Origin of the sequence: Roseibium hamelinense (genome assembly GCF_007830545.1) — a bacterium.
GTDB classification, from domain to species: domain Bacteria; phylum Pseudomonadota; class Alphaproteobacteria; order Rhizobiales; family Stappiaceae; genus Roseibium; species Roseibium hamelinense.
In genome coordinates this window covers 227927-250528 of record NZ_VLLF01000002.1, presented here as the reverse complement: position 1 = coordinate 250528, position 22602 = coordinate 227927, and the positions used below count along the sequence as shown (strand labels likewise).

Annotated in this window: 19 protein-coding genes and 1 other RNA gene; 11 read left to right on the top strand and 9 right to left on the bottom strand. The window is 57.3% G+C overall.

The window, feature by feature from the left end:
- Window positions 1-81: 81 nt before the first annotated feature.
- Complete coding sequence (locus JM93_RS05925) at window positions 82-564, bottom strand: GNAT family N-acetyltransferase (RefSeq protein ID WP_145341263.1); 483 nt, start codon at window positions 562-564, stop codon at window positions 82-84.
- Window positions 557-1084 (bottom strand): dihydrofolate reductase, encoded by a 528-nt coding sequence (locus tag JM93_RS05920; RefSeq protein WP_145341262.1) that lies wholly within the window; start codon window positions 1082-1084, stop codon window positions 557-559. Before JM93_RS05920 ends, JM93_RS05925 begins: the two co-directional genes overlap by 8 nt.
- 219 nt (window positions 1085-1303) lie before the next feature.
- On the opposite strand from JM93_RS05920, the gene JM93_RS05915 reads away from it, so the two are divergent.
- On the top strand, window positions 1304-2668 hold the full coding sequence (locus JM93_RS05915) for a GH1 family beta-glucosidase (protein WP_145341261.1): 1365 nt from the start codon (window positions 1304-1306) through the stop codon (window positions 2666-2668).
- A gap of 9 nt (window positions 2669-2677) precedes the next feature.
- On the opposite strand, the gene JM93_RS05910 is transcribed toward JM93_RS05915, so the two are convergent.
- Window positions 2678-2992 (bottom strand): hypothetical protein, encoded by a 315-nt coding sequence (locus JM93_RS05910; RefSeq protein WP_196220750.1) that lies wholly within the window; start codon window positions 2990-2992, stop codon window positions 2678-2680.
- A gap of 265 nt (window positions 2993-3257) precedes the next feature.
- On the opposite strand from JM93_RS05910, the gene JM93_RS05905 reads away from it, so the two are divergent.
- Window positions 3258-4649, top strand: coding sequence for a multicopper oxidase family protein (locus JM93_RS05905; RefSeq protein WP_145341260.1), 1392 nt, complete (start codon window positions 3258-3260; stop codon window positions 4647-4649).
- 42 nt (window positions 4650-4691) lie between these two features.
- Here JM93_RS05905 and JM93_RS05900 read toward each other — a convergent pair whose 3' ends face one another.
- Window positions 4692-5972 (bottom strand): hemolysin family protein, encoded by a 1281-nt coding sequence (locus JM93_RS05900; RefSeq protein ID WP_145341259.1) that lies wholly within the window; start codon window positions 5970-5972, stop codon window positions 4692-4694.
- Between the two features lie 186 nt (window positions 5973-6158).
- A complete protein-coding gene (locus tag JM93_RS05895) occupies window positions 6159-6929 on the bottom strand; it encodes a DUF2161 domain-containing phosphodiesterase (RefSeq protein ID WP_244300771.1) in 771 nt (256 codons plus the stop codon).
- A 185-nt stretch (window positions 6930-7114) separates the two neighbouring features.
- Here JM93_RS05895 and JM93_RS05890 point away from each other — a divergent pair, with 185 nt between their 5' ends.
- On the top strand, window positions 7115-8836 hold the full coding sequence (locus JM93_RS05890; protein ID WP_145341258.1) for an AMP-binding protein: 1722 nt from the start codon (window positions 7115-7117) through the stop codon (window positions 8834-8836).
- 5 nt (window positions 8837-8841) lie between these two features.
- Window positions 8842-9723: a bile acid:sodium symporter gene (locus JM93_RS05885; RefSeq protein ID WP_145341257.1), complete on the top strand. Its 882-nt coding sequence runs from the start codon at window positions 8842-8844 to the stop codon at window positions 9721-9723.
- Between the two features lie 55 nt (window positions 9724-9778).
- Here JM93_RS05885 and JM93_RS05880 read toward each other — a convergent pair whose 3' ends face one another.
- Window positions 9779-10573: a thymidylate synthase gene (locus JM93_RS05880; protein ID WP_145341256.1), complete on the bottom strand. Its 795-nt coding sequence runs from the start codon at window positions 10571-10573 to the stop codon at window positions 9779-9781.
- Window positions 10574-10688: 115 nt separating this feature from the next.
- Window positions 10689-11408 (bottom strand): copper homeostasis protein CutC, encoded by a 720-nt coding sequence (locus JM93_RS05875; RefSeq protein ID WP_145341255.1) that lies wholly within the window; start codon window positions 11406-11408, stop codon window positions 10689-10691.
- Between the two features lie 109 nt (window positions 11409-11517).
- Here JM93_RS05875 and ssrA point away from each other — a divergent pair.
- The 4 genes from ssrA to JM93_RS05855 all read left to right on the top strand — a co-directional run bounded on the left by ssrA (window position 11518) and on the right by JM93_RS05855 (window position 13102).
- Window positions 11518-11888: a transfer-messenger RNA gene (gene ssrA / locus JM93_RS05870) on the top strand.
- 167 nt (window positions 11889-12055) lie between these two features.
- Window positions 12056-12643 (top strand): SspB family protein, encoded by a 588-nt coding sequence (locus JM93_RS05865; protein ID WP_145341254.1) that lies wholly within the window; start codon window positions 12056-12058, stop codon window positions 12641-12643.
- Between the two features lie 12 nt (window positions 12644-12655).
- A complete protein-coding gene (locus JM93_RS05860; protein WP_145341253.1) occupies window positions 12656-12856 on the top strand; it encodes a DUF4169 family protein in 201 nt (66 codons plus the stop codon).
- An 18-nt stretch (window positions 12857-12874) separates the two neighbouring features.
- A complete protein-coding gene (locus JM93_RS05855; protein ID WP_145341252.1) occupies window positions 12875-13102 on the top strand; it encodes a ribbon-helix-helix domain-containing protein in 228 nt (75 codons plus the stop codon).
- Window positions 13103-13124: 22 nt separating this feature from the next.
- Here the strand turns inward: JM93_RS05855 and JM93_RS05850 are convergent, their stop codons facing one another.
- Window positions 13125-17222, bottom strand: coding sequence for an AsmA family protein (locus tag JM93_RS05850; RefSeq protein WP_145341251.1), 4098 nt, complete (start codon window positions 17220-17222; stop codon window positions 13125-13127).
- Window positions 17223-17325: 103 nt separating this feature from the next.
- Window positions 17326-18741: an FAD-binding oxidoreductase gene (locus JM93_RS05845; protein WP_145341250.1), complete on the bottom strand. Its 1416-nt coding sequence runs from the start codon at window positions 18739-18741 to the stop codon at window positions 17326-17328.
- Between the two features lie 110 nt (window positions 18742-18851).
- Here JM93_RS05845 and JM93_RS05840 point away from each other — a divergent pair, with 110 nt between their 5' ends.
- From JM93_RS05840 to JM93_RS05830, 3 genes are all read left to right on the top strand, one after another.
- A complete protein-coding gene (locus JM93_RS05840) occupies window positions 18852-19343 on the top strand; it encodes a thioesterase family protein (protein WP_244300770.1) in 492 nt (163 codons plus the stop codon).
- Window positions 19344-19517: 174 nt separating this feature from the next.
- Window positions 19518-21161, top strand: coding sequence for a chloride channel protein (locus JM93_RS05835; protein ID WP_145341249.1), 1644 nt, complete (start codon window positions 19518-19520; stop codon window positions 21159-21161).
- Window positions 21162-21301: 140 nt separating this feature from the next.
- On the top strand, window positions 21302-22543 hold the full coding sequence (locus tag JM93_RS05830; RefSeq protein WP_170230550.1) for an MFS transporter: 1242 nt from the start codon (window positions 21302-21304) through the stop codon (window positions 22541-22543).
- Window positions 22544-22602 lie beyond the last annotated feature (59 nt).

Below are 22602 nucleotides of genomic sequence, written 5' to 3'. Positions count from 1 at the left end.
GTCTTTGCGGCAATGGTTCATATCCCCAATTGGTCGCGAAAAAGCCCAGTTTCAAGGTAGAACTGGCCGGTTTCCGCAGGTTTAGGCAGAAAGCCGCATGTCTATATGCGGAATATCGTCTTCCAGATACATCTCCGAGACCGTCGTGAAGCCCAGGCTTCCGTAAAATTTCTCCAGATGCGCCTGCGCAGAAACTTCGATCAAACAGTGCGGCGCCGTGCCGCGCGCCTTCTTGATCCCCTCCTGCATGATTTTCCGTCCTAGCCCTGTGCGACGCTGGCTGGGCGCGATCACAACGCGCCCGATGCTCGCCGGGTCGGATTCCGTTGCCGGAAAAAGACGGACAGTTCCCACAAGCGTGCCATTGCCGTTGTTCTGCGTCTCCGTCTGCGCCGGGTCGAATACAAGTAGATGCAGGGCTTGTGGGTCCCGCCCGTCGATTTCGCCAAAGGCACAGGCTTGCTCAACGACGAACACATCTTGTCGCAGCTTTAAAAGGTCATGGACCTCCCGAGCCGTCATTTCATCCAGTGTACGCCATTGCCAAACAAGAGTCTCAGTCATTCTGGGCTTTGCCCTTTCTGCGGTAGGTCACGAATTCGAAATCAGCCGTGTCGCGCTGTCTGCGCTCTCCTGCTATCCTCTGAACGACTTCCCACGTTTTTGTATCAATTTCGGGGAAATGGGTATCGCCATTGGGTTCCGCATCAACCTGCGTGATTTCCAGCCTGTCGGCGAGATCAATCGCTTGCGCGTAGATCTGGCCGCCGCCGATGATCGCAATCTCGCCCGCACCAGTTTCACGCGCGATTTGATGGGCACGATCCAGCGCAGCAGGCAAGGAAGGCGCCGCTTCAGCGCCGTCTGGCGCATATCCAGCATCACGAGAAATGACGATATGTGGACGTCCCGGCAAAGGTTTTCCGCCAAACGACAAAAATGTCTTCCGTCCCATGATCACCGGTTTTCCGAGCGTTAGCGCCTTAAAATGCTTGAGGTCAGTGGACAGCTTCCAGGGCATGTCATTGTCCGCCCCAATAACCCCGTTTCGGGCAACCGCTGCAATTATAAACAGTTCCGGCAAGTCCGCCTCCCTTTGACGGCAAAATGGACCGTTGGCGTATCATGGCTTTGAAAAGGGACAAAGAGCCTTCGAAGCGCATATGACGACGAAAATCTCAAAAAACACATCCGCCCTCCGCCAGGCATGGCATGCCACTTCTTGCCGATGAACAGAAACCGCTTGCCTCAAAGCGCTTTGGATCATACCAACGAAACTCAAGCACCAACTTCAGGTCTATGTATGCCCACCCTTCAAAGCCTTGCCGCCCGCTTTCCAAATGATTTTTTGTTCGGTGTAGCAACCGCCGCCTATCAAATCGAAGGCGCCGCGAAAAAAGACGGCAGGGGGCCAAGCATCTGGGATGCCTTTTCAAAGATGCCGGGGCGGGTCTACAAGCAGCACTCCGGTGATATAGCTTGTGACCACTATCACCTGTGGGAGAGCGATCTGGACCTGATCAAATCGCTGGGGGTTGATGCCTACCGGTTTTCGATTGCCTGGCCACGGATCCTGCCGGATGGAAGAGGTCCGGTGAACGAAAGGGGCCTCGATTTCTACGACAGGCTAATCGACGGCATGGTCGCACGCGGGCTCAAGGTCTATCCGACACTCTATCACTGGGATTTGCCTTTGACGCTCGCCGCCGACGGCGGCTGGACGGCGCGCTCGACGGCTGAGGCCTTTGCCGAATACACAGACATCGTCGTGCGCCGCCTTGGCGACCGGATGGATGCCCTTGCCACTATCAACGAGCCTTGGTGCATTTGCCATTTGAGTCACCTCTACGGAATACATGCACCTGGCGAGAAAAGCCGCGAGGCATTTGCTGCGGCCGTTCACACATTGAACCTGGCCCACGGCCTGAGTGTCCAGGCTGCCCGCGCGGCGCAGCCAGACCTGCCCTTGGGAACCGTGTTAAATGCGTATTCCATCTATCCGGCAAGCAATGCTCCGGAAGACATGGCAGCATCGGAGCGCGCATTTCGGTTTCACAACGACATTTTCATGTCGCCAATCTTCAACGGCGTCTATCACGACGACATTCTTGAAAATTTTGGAAGCATGATGCCGATCGAGAGCGGCGATCTTGCGATCATCAACCAGCCTCTGGACTGGTGGGGCCTGAACTACTACACGCCATGGCGCATCAGCGAAGATCTGGCCTCCGAAACCGGCTACCCCAAAGCTGTGGCCAATCCTCCCAAGGACGATGTGCCCATCACTGACATCGGCTGGGAAGTGGACGAAGACGGCCTGTCAGACCTGCTTAAGGCGCTGTACCAACGCTATGACTTGCCGCCGGTCTACGTGACAGAAAACGGCGCCTGCTACAACGAGGAGCCTGAAAGCGGCGTTGTGAGGGACACCCGGCGCACGGATTATCTTGAAAAACATCTTGCTGCCTGCGCCGATGCATTAACCGCCGACATCCCGCTGAAAGGCTACTTCCTGTGGAGCCTGATGGACAATTTCGAGTGGGCGGAAGGCTACAAAATGCGTTTTGGCATTGTTCACGTGGACTACAGCACACAAGTGCGGACCCTAAAGAACAGTGGAAAATGGTACCGGGACCTGGTCGGTGCCCACCGGGCGGACCGCCCGTAGGATCACTGATCAATATGCGGGACAATTGCAGCCTGGATGAGCCGGCAAGCCGCGTTCATCCCCCGAAGCTTTGGATAGAAATCGCGCCTGCGTAAATGCAAGCGATGCGCGGCCGTCCAGAGCGGCGGTGATCGACACCACCATTCCCGACGGAGACGTGGCCGCGCCGAGCAGTACAGCGCCAACAAGCGCTTCGCCGAACCCAGTCCGATCTGCGATGCGGTCGGCGAGGCCGGTCATGTAAGTCCCGCCGATCAATATGACCAAAGCGGCGCCCGCGAACAGAACCAACAGCAGCAAAATGGACATTTCGGCAAACGGCATAAACTATCCCACTTTTAATGAAATTCTGGCACGCACCAAAACTGAAACGGACAGGAGGCGGGCATGGTTCCGCAAGGCGCCAGCGAGTTCGCAAACAAGGGATTGGTGGAACGTCAAGAACGGGTCCCCGAAACGTGTGTCGAATACCTTTTCCGGGTCTTGACCTTCCAGTTGCAGGAACCCCCAATTTCATGGCTTCAGATCTGGCGTGGCACCTTTGCAGCGCCAATTGTCTGCCAAAGAAAAACATCGCTTGGAGGCTTTGATGATGGACCGGCGTGCATTTCTGAAATCCGCATATTGTGCGGCGGCTTTGGCTGCCCTGCCGCGGTTGGCGCTGGCCAGAGCACCTGATGGCTTTTTCGAGCTTACCGCTGGCACGGGACAGGCACGGCTTTACGGAGAGGACGGAGGCCTGTCCGATCTCTGGCTTTATAACGGTTCCTTTCCCGGCCCGGAAATCCGGGTGAAACGCGGCGAACGGGTGCGCGTACGGTTCACGAATGAGCTTGACGAGCCGACATCTATCCACTGGCATGGCATCCGCATCGACAATGCGATGGACGGGGTTGCGGGATTGACGCAGCCAGCGGTGCAACCCGGCGAAAGCTTCGAATACGACTTTGAAGTCCCGGATGCCGGCACATACTGGTACCACGCGCACAACATGAGCTGGAACCAGGTCCCGCGCGGGCTCGCCGGCCCTCTGATTATCGAGGATGAGCAAGAGCGGTTCTCTCCGCAGACGGACATCACTCTTATGCTCACAGACTGGCGGCTGAGCAACAAGGGCGTGCTGGACACCGAGACCATCGGGTCACTGCACGATTTTTCCCATGCCGGCAGGCTCGGTAACTGGCTCACGGTCAACGGCGTGTCCCTGCCGGACATTCCGCTTCAGGCACAGCGCTGGCACCGGCTCAGACTGATCAATTCCTCAGCATCACGCATTCTCGACCTTGATCCGTCTCGGCTTGGTGCAAGGATTATCGCGCTTGATGGGCAGAGCTTCGATGAAGCCAGGGCGGCGGAAGGGCCGGTTCAGCTGGCTCCTGCCCAGCGTATGGACCTGGCATTGCGACCTGAAAATGAGGGGAATATGCCGTTTGAGGCGACAACGGGCCGGGCCTTCACCGTCGCGAATTTCAAGGTTGGGGCTCCAACAGTGCCGGACATCCCCCTCACCTTGCCCGCGAAGAACGCCCTTCCCGAGCCTGACCTTTCAGCTGCCCAGCACGTTCCACTCGTCATGGCAGGCGGCGCGATGGGCGGCATGCGTTTCCTTCTGTCCAGCGGAATCAGCCAGGAAGAACTGCGCGACATGATGCAAGACGGAAAGTTCTGGGCGTTCAATGGCCAGGCCGGCATGGGAGACAATCCCCTGTTCACAGCCAAACGCGGTGAAACGATCGTCATGGAAAGCCGCAATGAAAGCAATTTCCCGCACGCCATCCATTTGCACGGACATCACTTTAAAATTCTTGAACGTGATGGCGAACTCCTGCCCGAGCAGGATTGGCGGGACACCTTCATCACGACCCGTCAGGAAACGGTCAAGATCGCATTTGTCGCTGACAACCCCGGCAAATGGCTGGTTCACTGCCATATGCTTGAACATGCCGCATCCGGCATGATGGAGTGGTTTATCGTCGCATGATTGTTCAATGCGCCCGGTCTGGCGGTCACAAAGCTAGGACTGTTACGTGGCTGCTGCGACCGGAGCGCTTTTTTGAACCAGCAACTTATCTACCCTGCGGCCGTCCATGTCGACCACCTCGATTTTCCAGTCACCGGCACGGACCACCTGGCCGACCACTGGCAGCTCTGAGGAAAGATACAGGACAAGACCAGCTACGGTTTCGTAGTCGCCGTCATCAGGCAACTTGATCTCCAAACGATCAGCGAATTCATCAATCGGCATCCATCCGGCGATCAGCAGTGAGCCATCTTCACGTTCGACTACTTTCGGCTCGTCTTTCTCGGATTCGTCAAAGCCACCGGCGATCGCTCCCAGAACGTCCATGGCAGTCACAATACCTTCGAAATGGCCGTACTCGTCATAGACCAGCAGAATGTGTTCCGGCGTTGCGCGCAGGCGATCCACGACGTCCATGGCCGGAAGACCGTCATGAATTACGGTTGGCTTCATCATCAGATGGCGCGGATCGAAATCCTCGTCCGAAACGCCAAGCAAATCCCGGCTGTGCAGGACCCCAACGATTTCATCGGGGCCGCCGTCCCGCAACGGCAAGCGGGTTCTACCGGTCTCGATAAAGCGGTCAAGAATCTGCTGGCGCGTGTCGGTGATATTGGCGGCAACCACTTCGTGGCGCGGGGTCATGAGGCCGCGGGCCGTCCGGTCCGCGATCCGCATCACGCCTTCGATCATTTCGGTTTCGCCTTTTTCAATCACGCCCTCGGTCGCCGCTTCGGCTATGAGAAGGTGGATCTCCTCATCACTCACACCTTGCCTGCGCTCTCGATCCAGTCCGAGCAGGGATAATACGGCTTTCCCTGACGTATCGAGCACCCAAACCAAGGGCGCTGCGACCACTGCCAATAGCGTCATGGCAGGCGCGACGCGCGCGGCGACGGCTTCAGGATTTGACAGCGCGATTTGCTTTGGCACCAGTTCTCCGACCACCAGGGAGAGGTAGGTAACCACGACGACAACAGACCCGACACCGAGCGGTTGGGCAAGCCCGGCCGTCAGACCGGCTTGTTCAAGAAACCCCGAAACCCGCACCCCCAATGTCGCGCCGGACACAGCGCCGGATACAACGCCCACAAGGGTAATGCCGATTTGAACGGAAGACAGAAACCGGCCCGGATGCTCCGTCAGTTTGAGGGCCATCATCGCGCCGCGGCTACCTCGCGCTTTTAAGCGCGCCGGCCGGCACGACACAATGGCAAGTTCGGACATCGCCAGTGCGCCGTTGAGGAGGATAAGACAGAACAGAATTGCAGCTTCAAGGATCATGTTTTCGAATAGATCTTCTTCTTGGCTCGATCGCGGCCAGTGCAGGCTGATGGGCTGTCCATGGAGGTTCGGCCTGTGGCGTTATGGTTTCGTAGTCTGACCGTTGGCGATTACCGCCTTATATAGCGATGCGGCAGCGCCACATCCATCACTTCAGGCCCCCATTTCTCAACCGGCACCGGCAGCCTAGCCTTCCAGCGCGGCTTCGCCTTTCGGTGTCAGCGCATAAACCCCGCGCTCAGCCCGTTCAAACCATCCATAGTGATCGTCTGCCATCATTCGTGGTGCCCGTGATACGTTGGTCGCCTTCGCGACCTCCGCGCCCCGGCTTGGGCCATTTGCCTTCAGGTAGGCGGCACATTTGATCGCGTCCTGTCTGTAGGCGGTCATGAGCTTCACCTTGGACGACCCGCCGGTGTTGGGATCTCCCTCTCGCCGCGCAAATTCTCTGAGCAACCGCTCTTTGCGCGGTTTGGACTTTCTTGGGGTAAACGGCGCGGGATCGAGGTGCAGCTCCACAAGACCGTCCGCAGGTCTGACCGTCATAACGCCAATCCCAAGTCTTCTGGCGAGCTTGAGGCTGCTCTTGAGCGCGGCTTGAAACCGTCGCCCACGGCCTCGGGCAACCGCCACGTAGACCGCGTCGGTTATCGCTTGACGATCGACGGCCTGATAAAACAGGTTGAGAGTAAATCCGGTTTTCAATTCGACGATCACCGGGTCTTCTGACCCGCGGCACGCGACGATATCGGCAGAACCGACTTCGGCTTTCACCTCATAGCCCTGAAGCTGAAGAAGCTTTTTGACAGGCTGATAGAGTTCAGTTTCCAGTATGCGCCCCATACGGTCTACTTTAAAAGGCGAGAGTGCCTTCGGACAATCGCCTTCCAACCGATGCACGAAGATGCCCACGCTTCTTTTCGATTGCGGACCGGCAAACCGGATAAACCGGAACATTCCCTAAAGACACCCCTGAAACCCATTCCCTTTGGGAACGTCAAAATGTTCTAACCGACGGAGCATTGAGGGCTTTTACTTATCAAAACTGCCCCCTATGGTAGGTCTGCAATTTCTGGTGTTTGTGGAGGAGACAGCCCGTTTTGGCTGGCGCAAACAGAACAGAAAAGCGCAGGGAGACGATCATGACACCAGAAGACCGCCCATGGACGGCGTTTTACGGTCCCGACATGCGGATAGATATTGAAACCGCATCCTACCGAACAATTGGCGACCTGGTGAGATCGGCCTCAGATACCTATGGTAAAGCGCCTGCTTTTACCGCCTGCATGCCAAACGGCATGAACGGGACACTGACCTTCGAGCAAGTCGATGAAATGTCAGACGCGTTCGCGGTCTACCTGCGTGAAGTTGCCGGCCTCGCAAAAGGGGACAGGGTTGCCCTGCAAATGCCGAACGGACTTGCGTTTCCGGTCGCCGCGTTCGGCATCATGAAGGCAGGCTGCGTTCTGGTGAACGTCAACCCGCTCTACACGGCCGATGAAATGTCCCGCCAGTTTGCGGATGCCGAACCCCATGCGCTGGTTATCATAGACATGTTCGCCGACAAGATCCCGGCAGCCACCAGAGGGCACCCGATCCCGAATATTATCGTGACCCGGATTGCGGAGTTCTTGCCCACCCTGCCGCGCGGCATCATCGGCCTTGTCCAGAAATACTGGGACCGCAGCGTCAAGCCGGTTGAAGTTCCCCATATCCGGTTTCCCGATGCGCTGGCTGCCGGACGCACACACTTGGCGCAGGACCACGTGGAAGTCGATGCATATACCCAGGCCGTGGCGCCTAGTGATGTGGCTTGCCTACAATACACCGGTGGGACAACGGGCGTAGCCAAGGGGGCCATGCTCACGCACGAGAATATCATCATGAACATGGAACAGTCGCTGGAAATGATCCCGGCGATCGAGCGCGGCAAGGAAGTCGCGCTGACCGCCCTTCCGATGTACCATATTTTCGCCTTCACACTGAATTTGCTGGCATTTTACTGGCTGGGCGGGCGCAATATCCTGATTCCGAGCCCACGACCGCTCTCCAATCTCAAGCGTGCATTTGAGAACTACAAAATCACCTGGATGAGCGGCGTAAACACGCTCTTCAATGGCCTGAACAACGAATTATGGTTTCGCGACAGTCCGCCGAAACATTTGAAACTGGCTTCTGCCGGCGGGATGGCCCTGCAGGCCGAAGTTGCCAAGCGCTGGGAAGAGATCACCGGCAAACCGGTGCTCCAGGGATATGGGCTGACGGAAACTTCGCCGGTGTTGAGCTTCAACCCGCTCGGCAAGACGCGGGACGGGTCAATCGGCGTTCCGTTGCCCTCGACCTTCATGTGCTGTGTTGACGACAATGGTGTGCCTGTGCCTCAGGGCGAGCGCGGGGAAATCGCTGCCAAGGGGCCCCAAATCATGGCGGGCTATTGGAACAAACCGGAGGAGACGGCTAAAGTTATGAAAGACGGCTGGTTCCTCACGGGGGACATCGGCGTCATGGACGCAGACGGCTATTTCTCCATCGTTGATCGCAAGAAAGACATGGTCGTCGTCTCCGGGTTCAATGTGTATCCAAATGAAATCGAGGATTGCCTTGCGTCCCATCCGGGCATCTTTGAATCCGCTGTGATCGGTGTTCCGAACGAGGCGACTGGCGAGGCGGTAAAAGCCTTCGTGGTTCTGACGGACAAAACGCTCACACCCGACCAGATCCGGGCCTACTGCAAGGAGCACCTGACCGCATACAAAGTGCCCAAACGCGTGGAAATCCGAGAACAATTGCCGAAATCCAATGTGGGCAAGATCTTGCGGAAAGACCTGCGCACCGAAACTCAGCATTCCCAGGCCGCGGAGTAGTATTAATGGTTGGAGCTTTTGAGCAGGCGCTGCTAGCGGCCATGATTTTTGTCATCATGCTTGGCATGGGCGCGTCTCTGACACCGCGAGATTTCTACCTTGCCCTGCGCCGCCCCTACGGCCTGGGCGTGGGCGTGATTTCCCAATACGGATTTATGCCGCTCATTGGCTTCGTAATGACCATTCTTCTGGACCTGCCCGCCCCGATTGCGATTGGCCTGCTGATCATGTCCTGCATGCCGGGCGGCACAACATCGAACATTTTTACTTACTTCTCCAAGGGTAATCTGGCGCTGTCGGTCTTGATGACGGTAACCTCCACGGTGTTTGGCGTGGTTTTGATACCCTTGGTGCTTTTGCTGTATGCGTCAGCCCTTGATCTAGAAATTCCGCGCGAAAACATCATCGCGACCTTGGTAATCCTGCTCATACCGGTGGCAATCGGCATGGTCATGCGCCGCGTCAATGCCAATGCCGGCGCTGTAACGGAGTTTTTTGGATCGGTGCTCGCCCTGTTTTTCATCGCCTTTATCGCAATTTCCTGGGTGCCCCGAAACTGGCAGTTCTTGCTGTCGACGACCCCTGCCACCTATTTTGCAGCCATCATGCTCGGTGTTTTCGGAATCGCGGTCGGCTACATTTTTGCCCGGTCGTTGAAGCTGCATCCACGCAGTGTACGCACCGTGGCGCTGGAAACCGGGATCCAAAACGGTCCGTTGGCGGTCGCAATCATCGCATTGACATTCCCGAGCGAGGAGCAGCAGGGGATAATGGCCGTTGCAGCGCTTTATTCGCTGTTCATCGTGATCACATCTACCCTGGTGACGCTGATTTTCCGGCGCGCCAACACCGCAGCCGAACAAAAACTGCCCGACAGTCTGCTCTAGGACGAAGTGTCTTTGTCCAGACACGTTTAATGCGCGCAAAGGTGCCGGCCATAGGTCACACGGCGATCGGGGCCTTTATGTGCGGGTGTGGATCGTACCCAGTCAGCTCGAAGTCTTCGAACTTGAACGCAAATATATCCGTGACGTCAGGATTAATCCTCATTGCAGGGAGGGGTCGCGGTTCGCGGGTGAGCTGCTCGCGGGCCTGATCGAAATGGTTGCTGTAAAGATGTGCATCGCCAAAAGTGTGCACAAAGTCTCCGGGTTTGAGGCCAGTGACCTGAGCAATCATCATCGTCAATAGCGCGTAGGACGCAATATTGAACGGCACGCCCAAAAACACGTCAGCGGACCGCTGATAGAGCTGGCAGGACAACTTTCCGTCGGCAACGTAAAACTGGAAAAGGGAATGACAGGGTGGCAAGGCCATGTCATCGACCAAGGCCGGGTTCCAGGCCGACACGATCAGCCGGCGACTTTCAGGCCTCGTGCGGATCATTTCCAGAAGATTGGAAATCTGATCAATGGATCGGCCATCAGGCGCGGGCCAGGACCGCCACTGATAACCGTAAACCGGACCAAGGTCGCCGTGTTCATCGGCCCAATCGTCCCAGATCTTGACGCCGTTCTCCTGCAAATACTTGATATTTGTATCGCCGGACAGAAACCAGAGCAGCTCGTGAATGATCGATCTCAGGTGCAGTTTCTTGGTCGTCACCAGAGGAAAACCGGCGCCCAGATCGAACCGCACCTGATGTCCGAAAATCGACCGGGTACCGGTGCCCGTCCGGTCGCCCCGGTCCGTGCCCTCATCCAGGATTTTCTGCATGAGATCGAGATATTGCTGCACCTGGGCGCACCCTTCCGTCTGACTTTGCCGATAGTCCAACTTGTCAGATTCTAGAAAAAACACAGCCCCCAACCGGATTTTTCCCCATCATCCCAAAGAGAGCCCCTCTCCCTCGCTATGACGCAATCGCATTGCTCAAAGCCACGACCATCTTAGAGACCTCACCTTCATCGGTGACAAACCTCCCCCCAGCGGGGTCGAAGTCCGAAAAGGCCGGATCACCCGGCACACGAATTGAACACGCTGCATGCACTTCCAAAACGCCGGTTGCCCGGATCACATCGCCGACATTTTCAGGTGTGAGGCCACACCCTGGCATGATGGAGATCTGCCCGGCAGCCTGGTTGACCATCTGCTTGACAAGACCAACACCGTCAGGCGCAAAAGGCTCGGAACCGGACGTCAAAACCCGTTCGAACCCCAGGTCCATCGCGATTTGAAGTGCGGAGAGAGGGGCGGGCACCACATCTATGACCCTGTGAAGTGTGCGGCCCATGCCCGAAGCACCGGCACTCAGCCGCTCCAGAAGAGGCCTGTCCAAGTGTCCATCGCTTTGCTGCACGCCGAGCACAACTCCGGCAAGTCCCGCAGCTTTGGCTGCGTCTATATCGGCGAGCATGATGCCCTCGTCTTCGGGTGAGAAATGAAACAGACCGCTGCGCGGACGGATCATCGCATAGACCGGAACAGGCAGGGATTTTGCGGCCCGCATCAGGCCCGCAGACGGCGTCAAACCACCCTCGGACAGAGAAGAACACAGCTCGACCCGTCCGGCTCCGCCGCGAACGGCTGCCTGCGCCCCTTCCAGGGTATCAACACAAATTTCCAGCAACATATTGGTTCCTTGTTTGGTTTCACGCTACCGATCAGTTGCGGAAATCCGCTGATCATCATTTGCGTTGTCCAAAACAGTCAGACGGCAAATCAACGCCGACCAACGCTCTGCCCTTTCAATTTCAATGAGAAGCGCTTATATCAAGCGTGCTGGGCAACCAGCTATGGCAATAAATGGTCAGTGCAATAAACCTATCGGACCCGGGGGCGGTACCCGGCGCCTCCACCCAAGCGCAGAACGGCAAAGCCAGATGGCTTCTGCGTTTCGGCGGGGGCGAAACAGGATCGACGAGGGCGTAAAGACTGTGCTTTTGCTCGGCATTGTACCACCGTTATCGGGCTGTTCTAATAGTTGCAAACGACAACTATGCTATGGACAACGCTGTCGCTGCGTAATGCAGTGCCAGTAGTCCTTTGAAGCCCTGCTGGATTAGCACCGGCAGGCGGGGTTCGGAGGCGCCTGGCAACAGAAGCCTCCACTTTCTTTGGAAAGGCTTAGACTTTGGCATCAGCCTCAGCTGTATTTTGCCTGCCAATACCGTTAAACTCTTGTCATTCGGACTTTAAGGGCTTTCTTTTTTGGCAAGCTGCGGTCAAGGTGCCCCGAATAAGCTGTCCCCTATCAACTGATTCAAACGACGCGATAATATGGCTGAAGACCTGCTCCGATACGATATTCTGATACAGGACGCGCTAAGAGGCGCCGTGAAGAAGATCCTGGCGGAGGTGGGCCGCACCGGGCTGCCTGGCGAGCATCATTTCTACATCGCGTTTGACACCAATGCGCCAGGGGTGCGGATTTCGCAAAGGCTCAAGGACCGCTACCCGCAGGAGATGACCATCGTCCTGCAGCACCAGTTCTGGGATCTTGCCATTGGTGAGCACGCATTCGAAGTAGGGCTGTCCTTTGGCGGTGTACCCGAGAAGCTCCTCGTTCCGTATTCTGCCATAAAAGGCTTTTTCGATCCGTCAGTGCAATTCGCACTTGAATTCGATCCCGGAAAAACGGCTGAAGAGCTGCCAGAAGAACTTCTGGAAGCTGTTGAGGAATTGGCAAAGGCCGAGCTGGAATCCTCAGAGGCCCTAACCGACAAAACTGAGAGCGGTGATGTAAAAAGCACACCGGCCAAAAAGAAAAAGGGCGCGGCAAAGTCCGAAAACGATCAGCCTGACAGTAGCGCGGCGGACACCGGCGGCGAAGTCGTTTCATTGGACGCATTCCGCAAGAAAACCTGACGGAGGCTTCTCATGAGCGCAGAGGTTATAAATCTGCGTCAAGTTCGCAAACGGAAGGCGAAAGCCGAAAAGGAAAAGTCAGCCGAGCAAAACCGGCTGGCCTTTGGGCGAAGCAAGTCCGAAAAGGACGCCAGCAGAACCGCGCGGGAAAAGCTGAAAGGGCATGTGGACCAGCACAGGATCGATCATGACGACGATCCGCAACCAGCCTGAGCGCAGGTTTGCGGCCTGATGCCCCTTGTCAAACGCTCTGTAACACTAGACGGACACAGAACTTCACTGACGCTTGAGCCGGAGTTTTGGGAAGTCATCGACTGGATTAGCCAAGACCAAAACCGGTCAATGGCATCCCTCATTTCAAACATCGACAAAACTCGCTCTCCGGAGGACGGTCTGTCATCGTCGGTGCGCGTCTGGATCCTGAACCAGGTTCTTGACGGCAAAAATCCCGCGAATTGATGCGTCGGTCAAAGCGCTTGCGCTAGTTTGGGATCTCGAAAACCAAGCCGTTCGGCAAAGTTCTGTAGCGCGGCCGCGCATTGTCATTGTCCGGTTGCTGGTTGAGGAATTGCCGGCGGGCGGCCAGCGGATCTTGCGGATCCGGCGAAGCGTTTATCACCGGATCGGGAGGCCCGCCAACGGCTTCAGGCGGCAAACCAATGTCACGGGCCAGCACATCCTCAATCGTCTGCGGGCTATCCAGGTTATCCGTGCCCTCAAAACCACGCGCAGGCACGGCTTGTGGCGGATCTATGGGTGCCAGGCCGGCATCCAGACTATTGGATGACGTTCCCGGCTGAAGCGTGGCCGGCAGACTGCCCGTAATCGCATCAGTCTGAATGTCCGCTTCTCCGGTTTCAACTGCATTGGGCTGCCTAGTATTCACCCTGCCCAGAACCGAGCGGATTTGATCTGCAAAATCAACGCCCGGAGTTACGGCTGTTTCCGCTTCGGCAGGGGGCGCCGTTGCGGGTAAAGGGACCGGTACCGGCAATGCAGCCCTGTCTGCCCCGGGGTCTTCAGTCTCTTGCGGAATACCCGTTTGGGTGTCTTCAACCGGGAGGTCTTCGCTTTCGCCAGCCGCTTCTTCTGCAGCCTGCGCAGCTGCCTCGGCCTCGCGCGCCCGGCGGGCCCGCTCTTCCTTGAGGCGTCTCAACTCCCGGAGAAACTTGTCGTTTTCCAGGATTTCGCTCTGCAGCTTCTCAACCCGTTCAACTTCTTTTTCGAAGGCGCGCAGGGTCAGGTAAGCCGTAAATGGCGCGATATCGACCTGGCGTCCGGGTGACGAAGCGTCACCTTGGAACAACAGACCAACCTGAGGCTCGGCGCCGGTCACAGCTTCTTCGCCCGGATCGACTGTCAGGGAGAAATCGCTATCCAGTTCCCAGGTGTTTAAATCCAGCTCCGCGGAGCCGAACACTTCCGCGCGTTCTGCATCTACAGAAATGTTGCGCGCGTTGGCCCGCCCGCCCACGATTGTGATCGTGCCCTCCAGGTTGGAGAACGCGAGGTTTCCGGTATCCATGTGACTGAGGAAAAGGTCACGGATCCGGTCATCCCGTAATTCCAGACCGGCATCGACGGCCCGCATCACAAGCGGGAACGCCTGAGGGTTGATGCCACGTAAGGACCCATTTGACACCTCGAAAGTCCCCCCCCCTGTCAAACCCGAGATCATGGAGGAGATCGAGCGTCCGGCGCCTTCCGCTTCCACAAAGAGATCAAGAAGACCGGAACCGACCGGGCGCCCGGCACGCCGCCAGACCAGGTCGGAAACGTCAGCATTGCTGAGCTTTATCCGGCCGGAAAAGGCGCCCTCGGCCCCGGTTCTGCGGATCGTTAGCGCAGCTTCCAGCTTACCATCTGCATAGTTTCCAGTGATGCCCTCAAGGCGCAGATAATCCGGTGTCAGACGGAGCGCGGCGGTAACATTTTCGACGTTTGCCATGTCGTCGAACTGCATCAGGCCGGTGGTCAGGGACAGCGACAGATCGGTATCTGCCAAAAGTGGTGCACCAAATGCGGACGTTGGCCAGATGCTGGTACCATCACCGGCCGAGTACCACTGGTCGGGACCGAGCACAGCTTCAGACAACGCCTTAAGGTCGAGTTCGCTGACATCCACACTGCCCGTAAGCCGCCGGTATGCTTCACCGCTCAGCGGGGACAAGCGTCCCGCAATGCCGCCAAAAAACGACACTCCGGCGATCTCACCATCGAGTTCGAAAACGGAAATCTCAGAGCCATTTCCGGTCGCTTGAAACACAATGCGGGCGGGAATGTCCCCAGACATGATGGGCAGGACACGGCCTACAGCCAACGCAAACGGCGTAAGATCCGGCGAAGATGCGGAAACATCGAGCTCGTATGAAACCGGCTCGTCCTGCCCCAATACGACCTGCCCTTCTCCCTTCAGGCTGCTCCCACCGATTTCTGCGGAGACCGTCGTGCTGAGACCGTTTTCCGGACGGCCCGACGCGCGGACGGAAATTTGCCCAGCCGACAGGCTGTCGACCGGCAGAATATCGAGGCCGATCTGTTGAAGCAGCGTGCTGCCGCTTGGCCCGCTCAGCAAGGCATCGAGATCGATCTGCGCCTGCGGCCACGCGTCGACCCGCCCGTTAAAAGCGCCCGACAGGGTTAGTTCCGCCGAGCCGGCGGAACCATTAAGGGCAAGTCTGACATCGCTGGAGCTGCCTTTGGCCGCCGCGCTCAATTCGCCTTCAAAAGCAGTCGGCACTAGAAACGGAGCCGCCCGGCGCAAACGGGCGGTCAACGGATGATCCGGCGCCATACCCTCGACCAGCGCAATGATTCCGGTCAGATCGCGTGCATCGAGCGACCCCGAAAGACGGCCTTCCGGTGCACTCAACAGCGCATCGACTTCCCCGGACACATCGACATCGGCGCCGGCAAAATCGCGTGCAACCAGCCTGTCGATCCGCAAATCGCCCCCTGAATAAGCGGCCTGCAAACTCAGGCTTTTCCCGTCGATGCCGCGTACGCTCACCTCACGTGCACGCAACTGCACAGCGATATCGGCCGCGCGCTCTCGGCCTTCCGCAAGGTCCGGCCCATCCTGGAGCAATGGCAGCAGCAAACCAGCAAGAACCTCGGCCTCATCAAAATTGAGCTTTTGAGCGTCAAGCGTGAGGTCCAGCACCGGACTGCCCGTTTTCGGCACCTGGTAGGATATGCCGCCGCGGGCTTCAGCGCCGGCAAGAGACAGGTCAAGGTCATCCAAAGCGGCGCCATCAGGAACGACGGTCACCCGCCCTTCCAAGGCGATCGGCTGGATCGTCGTGGACCCTGTTTCGGATTGCTGCCACCAAGACACCAGTGCACCGGGCTGTTCTGAGGATACCGACAAACGCCCGCGGTAGGTCGTGTTCGGCGACAGACCCAGGTCGCCCTGCGTGGCAAACGTTGTACGGCCTGGTGCCCGTGCTGCGAACCGAGCCACACGCCAGCCGCCAAGCATGGTTTCGAGATCCAGCTTGACGTCCTGCACCAATCCGCCGCCAACAACAACGGCGGGAAAATCAAGCGCAAGCACGCCCTCCATGTCGGGCATAGGCACATTTTTCAAGGATGCGGAAAGGTCTGACGACAGGCTCGACAGTTTGGCAGGCTCTTGTGGGCCACCCCCTAAAAGCCTATCGAGATCCAATTGCTTGGCGCGCGCACGGATTTCAAATCGGCGCTTGCCCGCGAAATGAAGGTCAGCCGATCCATCCGCGCCCAAAAGCCTGTCTTCAGGACCGAACCGGAATTCGAATTCCGGGATGGCAATGCCTTCGACATCGGCATCAAAATTGCCGGAGGTCTGCCAGGTTCGGCTCACCTGCTCGTCAAAAGACAAAGACACCAGGTTGAACGTACCTTTGTAGGTCGGCACTTCTTCGCTATGAGACAACAGGCCATCGACGGCCAGATCAAGCGGCACATTTGTCGGTGTCAGCTGTGCCTTTACCCGAAGCGCGCCATCTGCCTGCCGCCGTCCGGTCGCAACACCCACCGTGTAAGGCGCGCGATTGTGCAAGAAAGTTCCGTCCACCTTGTAAGGCCCCGCCAAAGACCTGGCGCTGAGCGCCAATTGGGCGTTTTCCAAACGGTGGACTTCCCCGGATCGCGCATCCACGACCGAGACAGCGCCATCAACGACTGAGACCTTTTCAAACGTCACATTGTCCGGCGGCAATTCTGCCAGCATCCCGCCGGATGACATGGCGGTCAGCCAATCGAGCCGACCGTCTTCATCGAGAGACACCGTCAAATGGGGACGGTCAAGCGTCATATCCAAGACACGTATCTCGCCCTTCATGAGCGGCGGCAATTCCACGCGCATGTCGAAGCTCGACACCACCAACAAAGGGTCTTCAGCCGCGCCGACACGGACATCGGAAAACGTGATGGCAGGAGACGGCAGCAGCCTAAGATCCGCTTCGCCAAGTACGGTCACCTTGTGACCAAGCACCCGTTCCGCGTAGCTCTCGAAGGTCGATCTATAAACCGTCCAATCGACAAAAAACGGCCCAACCAGCGCTGTTACAAGCACCAAGATAACGGCAACACCGATGGTTATAAAAACCGAGTTCAGAACTGCTCTCCTTCACCGCAGCGTCCCAAATCCGCTCGCATCATCGATGCTATCGCGATTCGGACCGACACGCGGCTTGCTGCTATTGCGAAGGCACGATTTTACCAGGATTGAAAATGCCAAGCGGATCAAGTGCCTGCTTGATCGCGCGCATCATATCAACCCCGCCCCCATGCTCCTTGCGCATGTATTTCATTTTACCCTGTCCCACACCATGTTCACCGGTGCAGGTACCACCCATGTCGATGGCCCGCCAGTTCAACCGCTCGATGAAGGATTCAGCCCGCTTGATTTCATCGGGAGTATCTGGATCAACCAAGACAAGCACGTGAAAGTTTCCGTCGCCAACGTGGCCCACAATGGGTGCGATGAGGCCGGCATCCTCAATGTCTTTTTGTGTCTCGCCGACACAGTCGGCAAGTCTTGAAATCGGCACGCACACATCCGTTGCAATCCCCTTGGCTCCTGGCCGCAAGGTAAAGGCCGACCAATAGGCATCATGCCGGGCGGACCATAGTTTCGTGCGTTCCTCGGCTTGGGTTGCCCACACAAAAGGCCCGCCGCCTTGGTCCTGGGCAATCTCAGCAAACAGCTCGGCCTGTTCCTTCACTCCGTTTTCAGTACCGTGAAACTCCAAAAACAGCGTAGGTGTTTCTTTAAGCTCAAGCTTGGAATAGGTGTTGCTCGCTCGAACCTGTAGCGGATCCAAAAGCTCGATCCGGGCGACGGGCAAACCACACTGGATGGTCAAAATCACGGCCTGGCAGGCCGCCTCAAGTGTTGGAAACGGACACACGCCACCAGACACAGCCTCCGGTTGACCGTGAAGGCGCAGCCTCAGCTCCGTGATAATCCCGAGCGTGCCCTCAGACCCGATCATAAGACGGGTCAGGTCATATCCTGCCGACGATTTGCGGGCGCGCCCGCCGGTGTGAATAATGTCTCCGCTGGCAGTAACAACCGTCAGACCCAATACCGCGTTCTTCATGGTTCCATAGCGTACAGCATTGGTTCCGGACGCGCGCGTCGCCGCCATGCCGCCAAGACTGGCGTCGGCACCCGGATCAATCGGGAAAAACAAACCCGTATCGCGCAAATAGCTGTTCAATTGCTTGCGCGTGACGCCGGCCTCCACCCGGCAATCCATATCCGCCGCATTCACTTCAAGCACAGCCTGCATACGCGACAGGTCGACAGAAATTCCACCGCCCGGCGCATTCACATGCCCTTCCAGGGACGAACCGGTTCCAAACGGAATGACGGGTACACCATGTTGTGCGCAGACCTGGACCGTTTCCGCCACCTCTTCCGTGGTAAGCGCGAAAACAACCGCGTCGGGCGCCTGGGTCGGCAGCCATGTTGTCGTGTGGCCATGCTGCATGCGGATGGCTTGCGAACGCACGCACCGTTCACCAAACCTTTGCGCCAAAATATCAACCGCCAGCGAAATCGCCGCATCATTGCGCGTGACCGGTGCCTGAAGCGCGGTTATCGACATTGGATCTGTCCTCGTGTGTCTAGGCAATGACTATGCACCTGTACTGTGGAATATGTTAGGCGCAGGTGCAAAGGTCAAAAATCAAACTGAAACAAGCATTGGAGGGCAACATGGGGTTCACATGGCCGGCCGGAATGGTGCGGAGCAGCATCATGACAGTCATGGATGACTGGATCGACTACAATGGCCATTTGAACATGGCCTACTACAATGTGTTGTTCGACACAGCCTGTGATGAAGTGTTCATCAAACTCGGTCTTGGCCCGGACTATGTGAAAAACCGTAACGCATCGTATTTTACCGCAGAAGTCCACGTCTGTTATCTCGCCGAATTAAGCGCCGGTATGCCGGTGATCGTGGACTTGCAACTGATCGACTTTGACGCAAAACGCGCCCATTTTTACCAGGAGCTTCGGCATGCCGAGGAAGGCTGGCTGTCCGCAACATCCGAGCAGATGAGCCTCCATGTCGATATGGAAAGCCGGAAAGTCGCGTCCTGGCCTGAAGACATTCAGCAAAATTTCGAAGCGCTCAAGGCCGTTCAAGACGAATTGCCGGTTCCAGAACGCGCAGGGCGGCAAATCGGCATAAAGCGTCGCTAGAGGCCTCCGGCCGCCACATCGATTGTTGGCACCCATGCGAGCTTGTCTAGGATAAGCTGGTTTTCTGGGACGGTGGGGTTGCGTTCCCGCGGCATCTGAAAAATTAACAGGGAAGCAATCGATTTTGTGACACACTGCCGGTGAAGGCTCATTCCGCTCAGCTCCAGCAAGCCCATGCACGCAATTTTGCAAACCATTCGGCGCCTGCCAAAGATCCTCAGCACATGGATCTCGCCAAACGTGCGTCTGTTTCTCAACAGCCGACTGCCCATGGTTTGGCTGCTCTCGCTGATCATCGGCGCGCTGGTTGCCATCGCTGCCATCCTGTTCCGGTTGGCAATCGGTCTGCTGCAGTGGCCATGGCTCGGCACCACGTCGGAACGCATCATGGCCGCAGCCGCAGCCCAACCCTGGTGGTTGATTCTGTGCGCTCCGGCTTTCGGCGGTCTAATTGTCGGGTATCTGCTGCAGAACCATACCAACAAGCAAAGAGCCGGCGGGGTTGCCGATGTTATCGAAGCGCGCGCCCAGGGCGGGCGCGGCCTGCCGCTGCGCGACGGCTTGATGTCCGCACTGATCACAACCATTTCGCTCGGCTTCGGCGCCAGCGCTGGCCGTGAAGGCCCTGTTGTGCATCTGGGGGCGACGATCGGAACAGCCCTTTGCAGGGCCTTTAGCTTGCCGGATGCGTCGCGCCGGATATTGCTGGCCTGCGGCGTTGCCAGCGCTGTTTCGGCCTCATTCAATGCGCCCATTGCAGGTGTTTTGTTCGCCCATGAAGTGGTGCTGGGGCACTATGCCATGTCGGCGTTCGTGCCAATTGTTCTGGCATCGGCGGTCGGAACGGTTCTTGCCCGGCAATATTTCGGCAACGTCGCGGCTTTTGAAATCCCGCAATACGAAATCACGTCCTACTGGGAAATACCGGCCTTTGCGCTGCTTGGCCTCACCTGTGCGGCCGTTGCCATCATCTTCCAGTTTGCCTTGATCGGAACCGACTGGTTCGCGCGGAACATCACCATGCCGCTCTGGCTGCGGCCGGTTGTCGGCGGATTTGCGGTTGGGGCGATCGCCATCTTCTTTCCCGGGGTGCTCGGGGTCGGCTACGAGGCGACCGACCAGGCGCTAAAGCACGAACTGACAATTTCAATGCTGCTGGCACTTTTGGTCGCCAAGACAGCGGCAACCGCGATCACGCTTGCCTCGCGGTTCGGCGGCGGCATTTTTTCGCCCTCCTTGTATCTCGGTGCGATGACCGGAGGCGCATTCGGGCTAATTGCAGCCTCTGTTTTTCCGGAAATGGCCTCCAGCCATGGTCTTTATGCGATCCTTGGGATGGGAGCGGTCGCGGCGGCGGTCCTAGGCGCACCGGTCTCCACCACCGTGATCGTTTTCGAGTTGACAGGCGGCTATGCACTGTCGATTGCGCTCCTTCTGTCTGTGTCGATCGCGACCGGATTAACGCAAGCGGTGCATGGCAAGTCCTATTTCCATTGGCAGCTCGGCGTGCGCGGGGTCTGCCTTCATGAAGGGGCGCACCAATATCTGCGCGAAATCGTGAAGGTGAAGGACTTCATGGACCCGCCCCCGGAAAATGAGGCGGAGCGGACATTCGACCCGGGCAAAGACGGACCATACCTCCACGCAAGCGACTCGCTGGAAAGCGCCTTGAAGACATTCGACGAGGGCGGGCATGTTGTTTTGCCCGTGGTTGCGCGCGGCGACGCTAACAAGATTATCGGCCATGCCCGGCACGTGCGGGCTTTGAGATTCTTCAATCGTGCGCTGATTGAGGTGAGCGAAGAAGAGCACCGTTAGCGCGGCAATTTCTGTTGGGTTTCGCCCTCATCCATCGATGGGACTATCGAACCATCTGGCGCAAATCGGGTTTGATGATGATTTCATTTTCTCGCTCACGCCTGCGATCTATAGCACAGCGCCGGTGGGTGCTGCGGCCAATGATGGACCCTAGCTCCATGCCGGCAACCCAGTTGCAAGGGTGGCGGGCCATCGCGCTGCAATATGCTGTTCAGGCCTTTTCGTTTGCCTCTATGGCGACCATCGGCTTGAGCTTGGTGGTCACCTCTTGGGTTGCCGCCGAACTCGGCTCAATCTCGCTGGTAGGGCAGCTGTTTTTTATCGGCAGCGCAACCTCGCTGCTGTTCTCAATTTTCGCAGGTGTCATTGTTGACACTCGAAATCGCTACACTGTGGTCCAGTCCGGCCAAGCCCTTCGTTTGTTGGGTGGGGCGATACTGGTTTCCGGCTTTCTTGCGCCGGAATTTCTCCGCCTCGGTCTTTTTGCTTACACCCTGTTTTTTTCGTTGGGCACTATCCTGAACGCAGGTGCGGTTGAAGGAATTGTACAACGGGCTGTTGCCGAACTGGACCGGATGAAGCTCACGATACGAGTGTCAATCGCCCGGCAGGTTGGAATGCTCTGCGGCACCGGACTGGGTGGGGTCCTGATGCATAACGCAACGGAAATCGCTTCAGTAGCGACGATGATCGGGCTTATGCTCTTTCAGTTTGTACTCATTTTTGTTTTCTTCGCGCCTTATCAAAACACTCCATCCAAAACTTCGATCAACGTGATTTTGTCTTGGAAACAAGGCCTTAAGGCGATTTGGCAGCAGAGCCAACTCTTGCTCGCCATTGCAAGCGTAGGCCTGTTCTTTTCGACATCGCAAATGGCAAACGTCTTGATGCCAGGCTTTGTCAAATATACCCTTAACCAGGGAAGCGACATCTACGGGTTGCTTGAAACAGCTTGGGCGGTCGGCGGGGGCGCCATGCTTGCAACCGCTGCAGTGCAATCCCGGCTCTTGAAGTCCAGTCTTGCCGAATTCGCAGTTCTGGCGTTGATTGGCGTTTTAATGATCGTTTTTGCCAGCTCCCGCAATATCCCACTTCTGGTCGCACTCTATGCAGGTCTTGGTGGCTTGTTCGCCCTCGGGCGCGCAATCTGCGACGGACGGATCCTGATCCTTGCCAGGAATGAAGAGATTGGCCGCGTCCGTGCCGCAACCACAATGCTGATCAGCTTGTTTGGGATGATGATCTACATTTCACCCACGCTTCTAGGACTGTCAAATCCGACGCCCTACTACATTGCGTGGGGCGCGGTGATGACGCTTTGCGGCCTGTTTCTGATCGCGTTTAAGGCAAAACGCCATCTTAAGCAGCAAGAGGTGGCATAATTCGACCTGCTGCCCAAGATGGCTCAGAATGGCTGCGAGGCAGAGATGCTGCCTCGCCA

Coding starts and splice junctions, on each gene's coding strand:
- JM93_RS05925 (WP_145341263.1), bottom strand. CDS start 564: ATGACTGAGACTCTTGTTTGGCAATGGCGTACACTGGATGAAATGACG.
- JM93_RS05860 (WP_145341253.1), top strand. CDS start 12,656: ATGAGCGCAGAGGTTATAAATCTGCGTCAAGTTCGCAAACGGAAGGCG.
- JM93_RS05910 (WP_196220750.1), bottom strand. CDS start 2,992: ATGCCGTTTGCCGAAATGTCCATTTTGCTGCTGTTGGTTCTGTTCGCG.
- JM93_RS05875 (WP_145341255.1), bottom strand. CDS start 11,408: ATGTTGCTGGAAATTTGTGTTGATACCCTGGAAGGGGCGCAGGCAGCC.
- JM93_RS05905 (WP_145341260.1), top strand. CDS start 3,258: ATGATGGACCGGCGTGCATTTCTGAAATCCGCATATTGTGCGGCGGCT.
- JM93_RS05840 (WP_244300770.1), top strand. CDS start 18,852: ATGGGGTTCACATGGCCGGCCGGAATGGTGCGGAGCAGCATCATGACA.
- JM93_RS05830 (WP_170230550.1), top strand. CDS start 21,302: ATGATGGACCCTAGCTCCATGCCGGCAACCCAGTTGCAAGGGTGGCGG.
- JM93_RS05855 (WP_145341252.1), top strand. CDS start 12,875: ATGCCCCTTGTCAAACGCTCTGTAACACTAGACGGACACAGAACTTCA.
- JM93_RS05865 (WP_145341254.1), top strand. CDS start 12,056: ATGGCTGAAGACCTGCTCCGATACGATATTCTGATACAGGACGCGCTA.
- JM93_RS05900 (WP_145341259.1), bottom strand. CDS start 5,972: ATGATCCTTGAAGCTGCAATTCTGTTCTGTCTTATCCTCCTCAACGGC.
- JM93_RS05845 (WP_145341250.1), bottom strand. CDS start 18,741: ATGTCGATAACCGCGCTTCAGGCACCGGTCACGCGCAATGATGCGGCG.
- JM93_RS05890 (WP_145341258.1), top strand. CDS start 7,115: ATGACACCAGAAGACCGCCCATGGACGGCGTTTTACGGTCCCGACATG.
- JM93_RS05895 (WP_244300771.1), bottom strand. CDS start 6,929: ATGTTCCGGTTTATCCGGTTTGCCGGTCCGCAATCGAAAAGAAGCGTG.
- JM93_RS05835 (WP_145341249.1), top strand. CDS start 19,518: ATGCACGCAATTTTGCAAACCATTCGGCGCCTGCCAAAGATCCTCAGC.
- JM93_RS05885 (WP_145341257.1), top strand. CDS start 8,842: ATGGTTGGAGCTTTTGAGCAGGCGCTGCTAGCGGCCATGATTTTTGTC.
- JM93_RS05915 (WP_145341261.1), top strand. CDS start 1,304: ATGCCCACCCTTCAAAGCCTTGCCGCCCGCTTTCCAAATGATTTTTTG.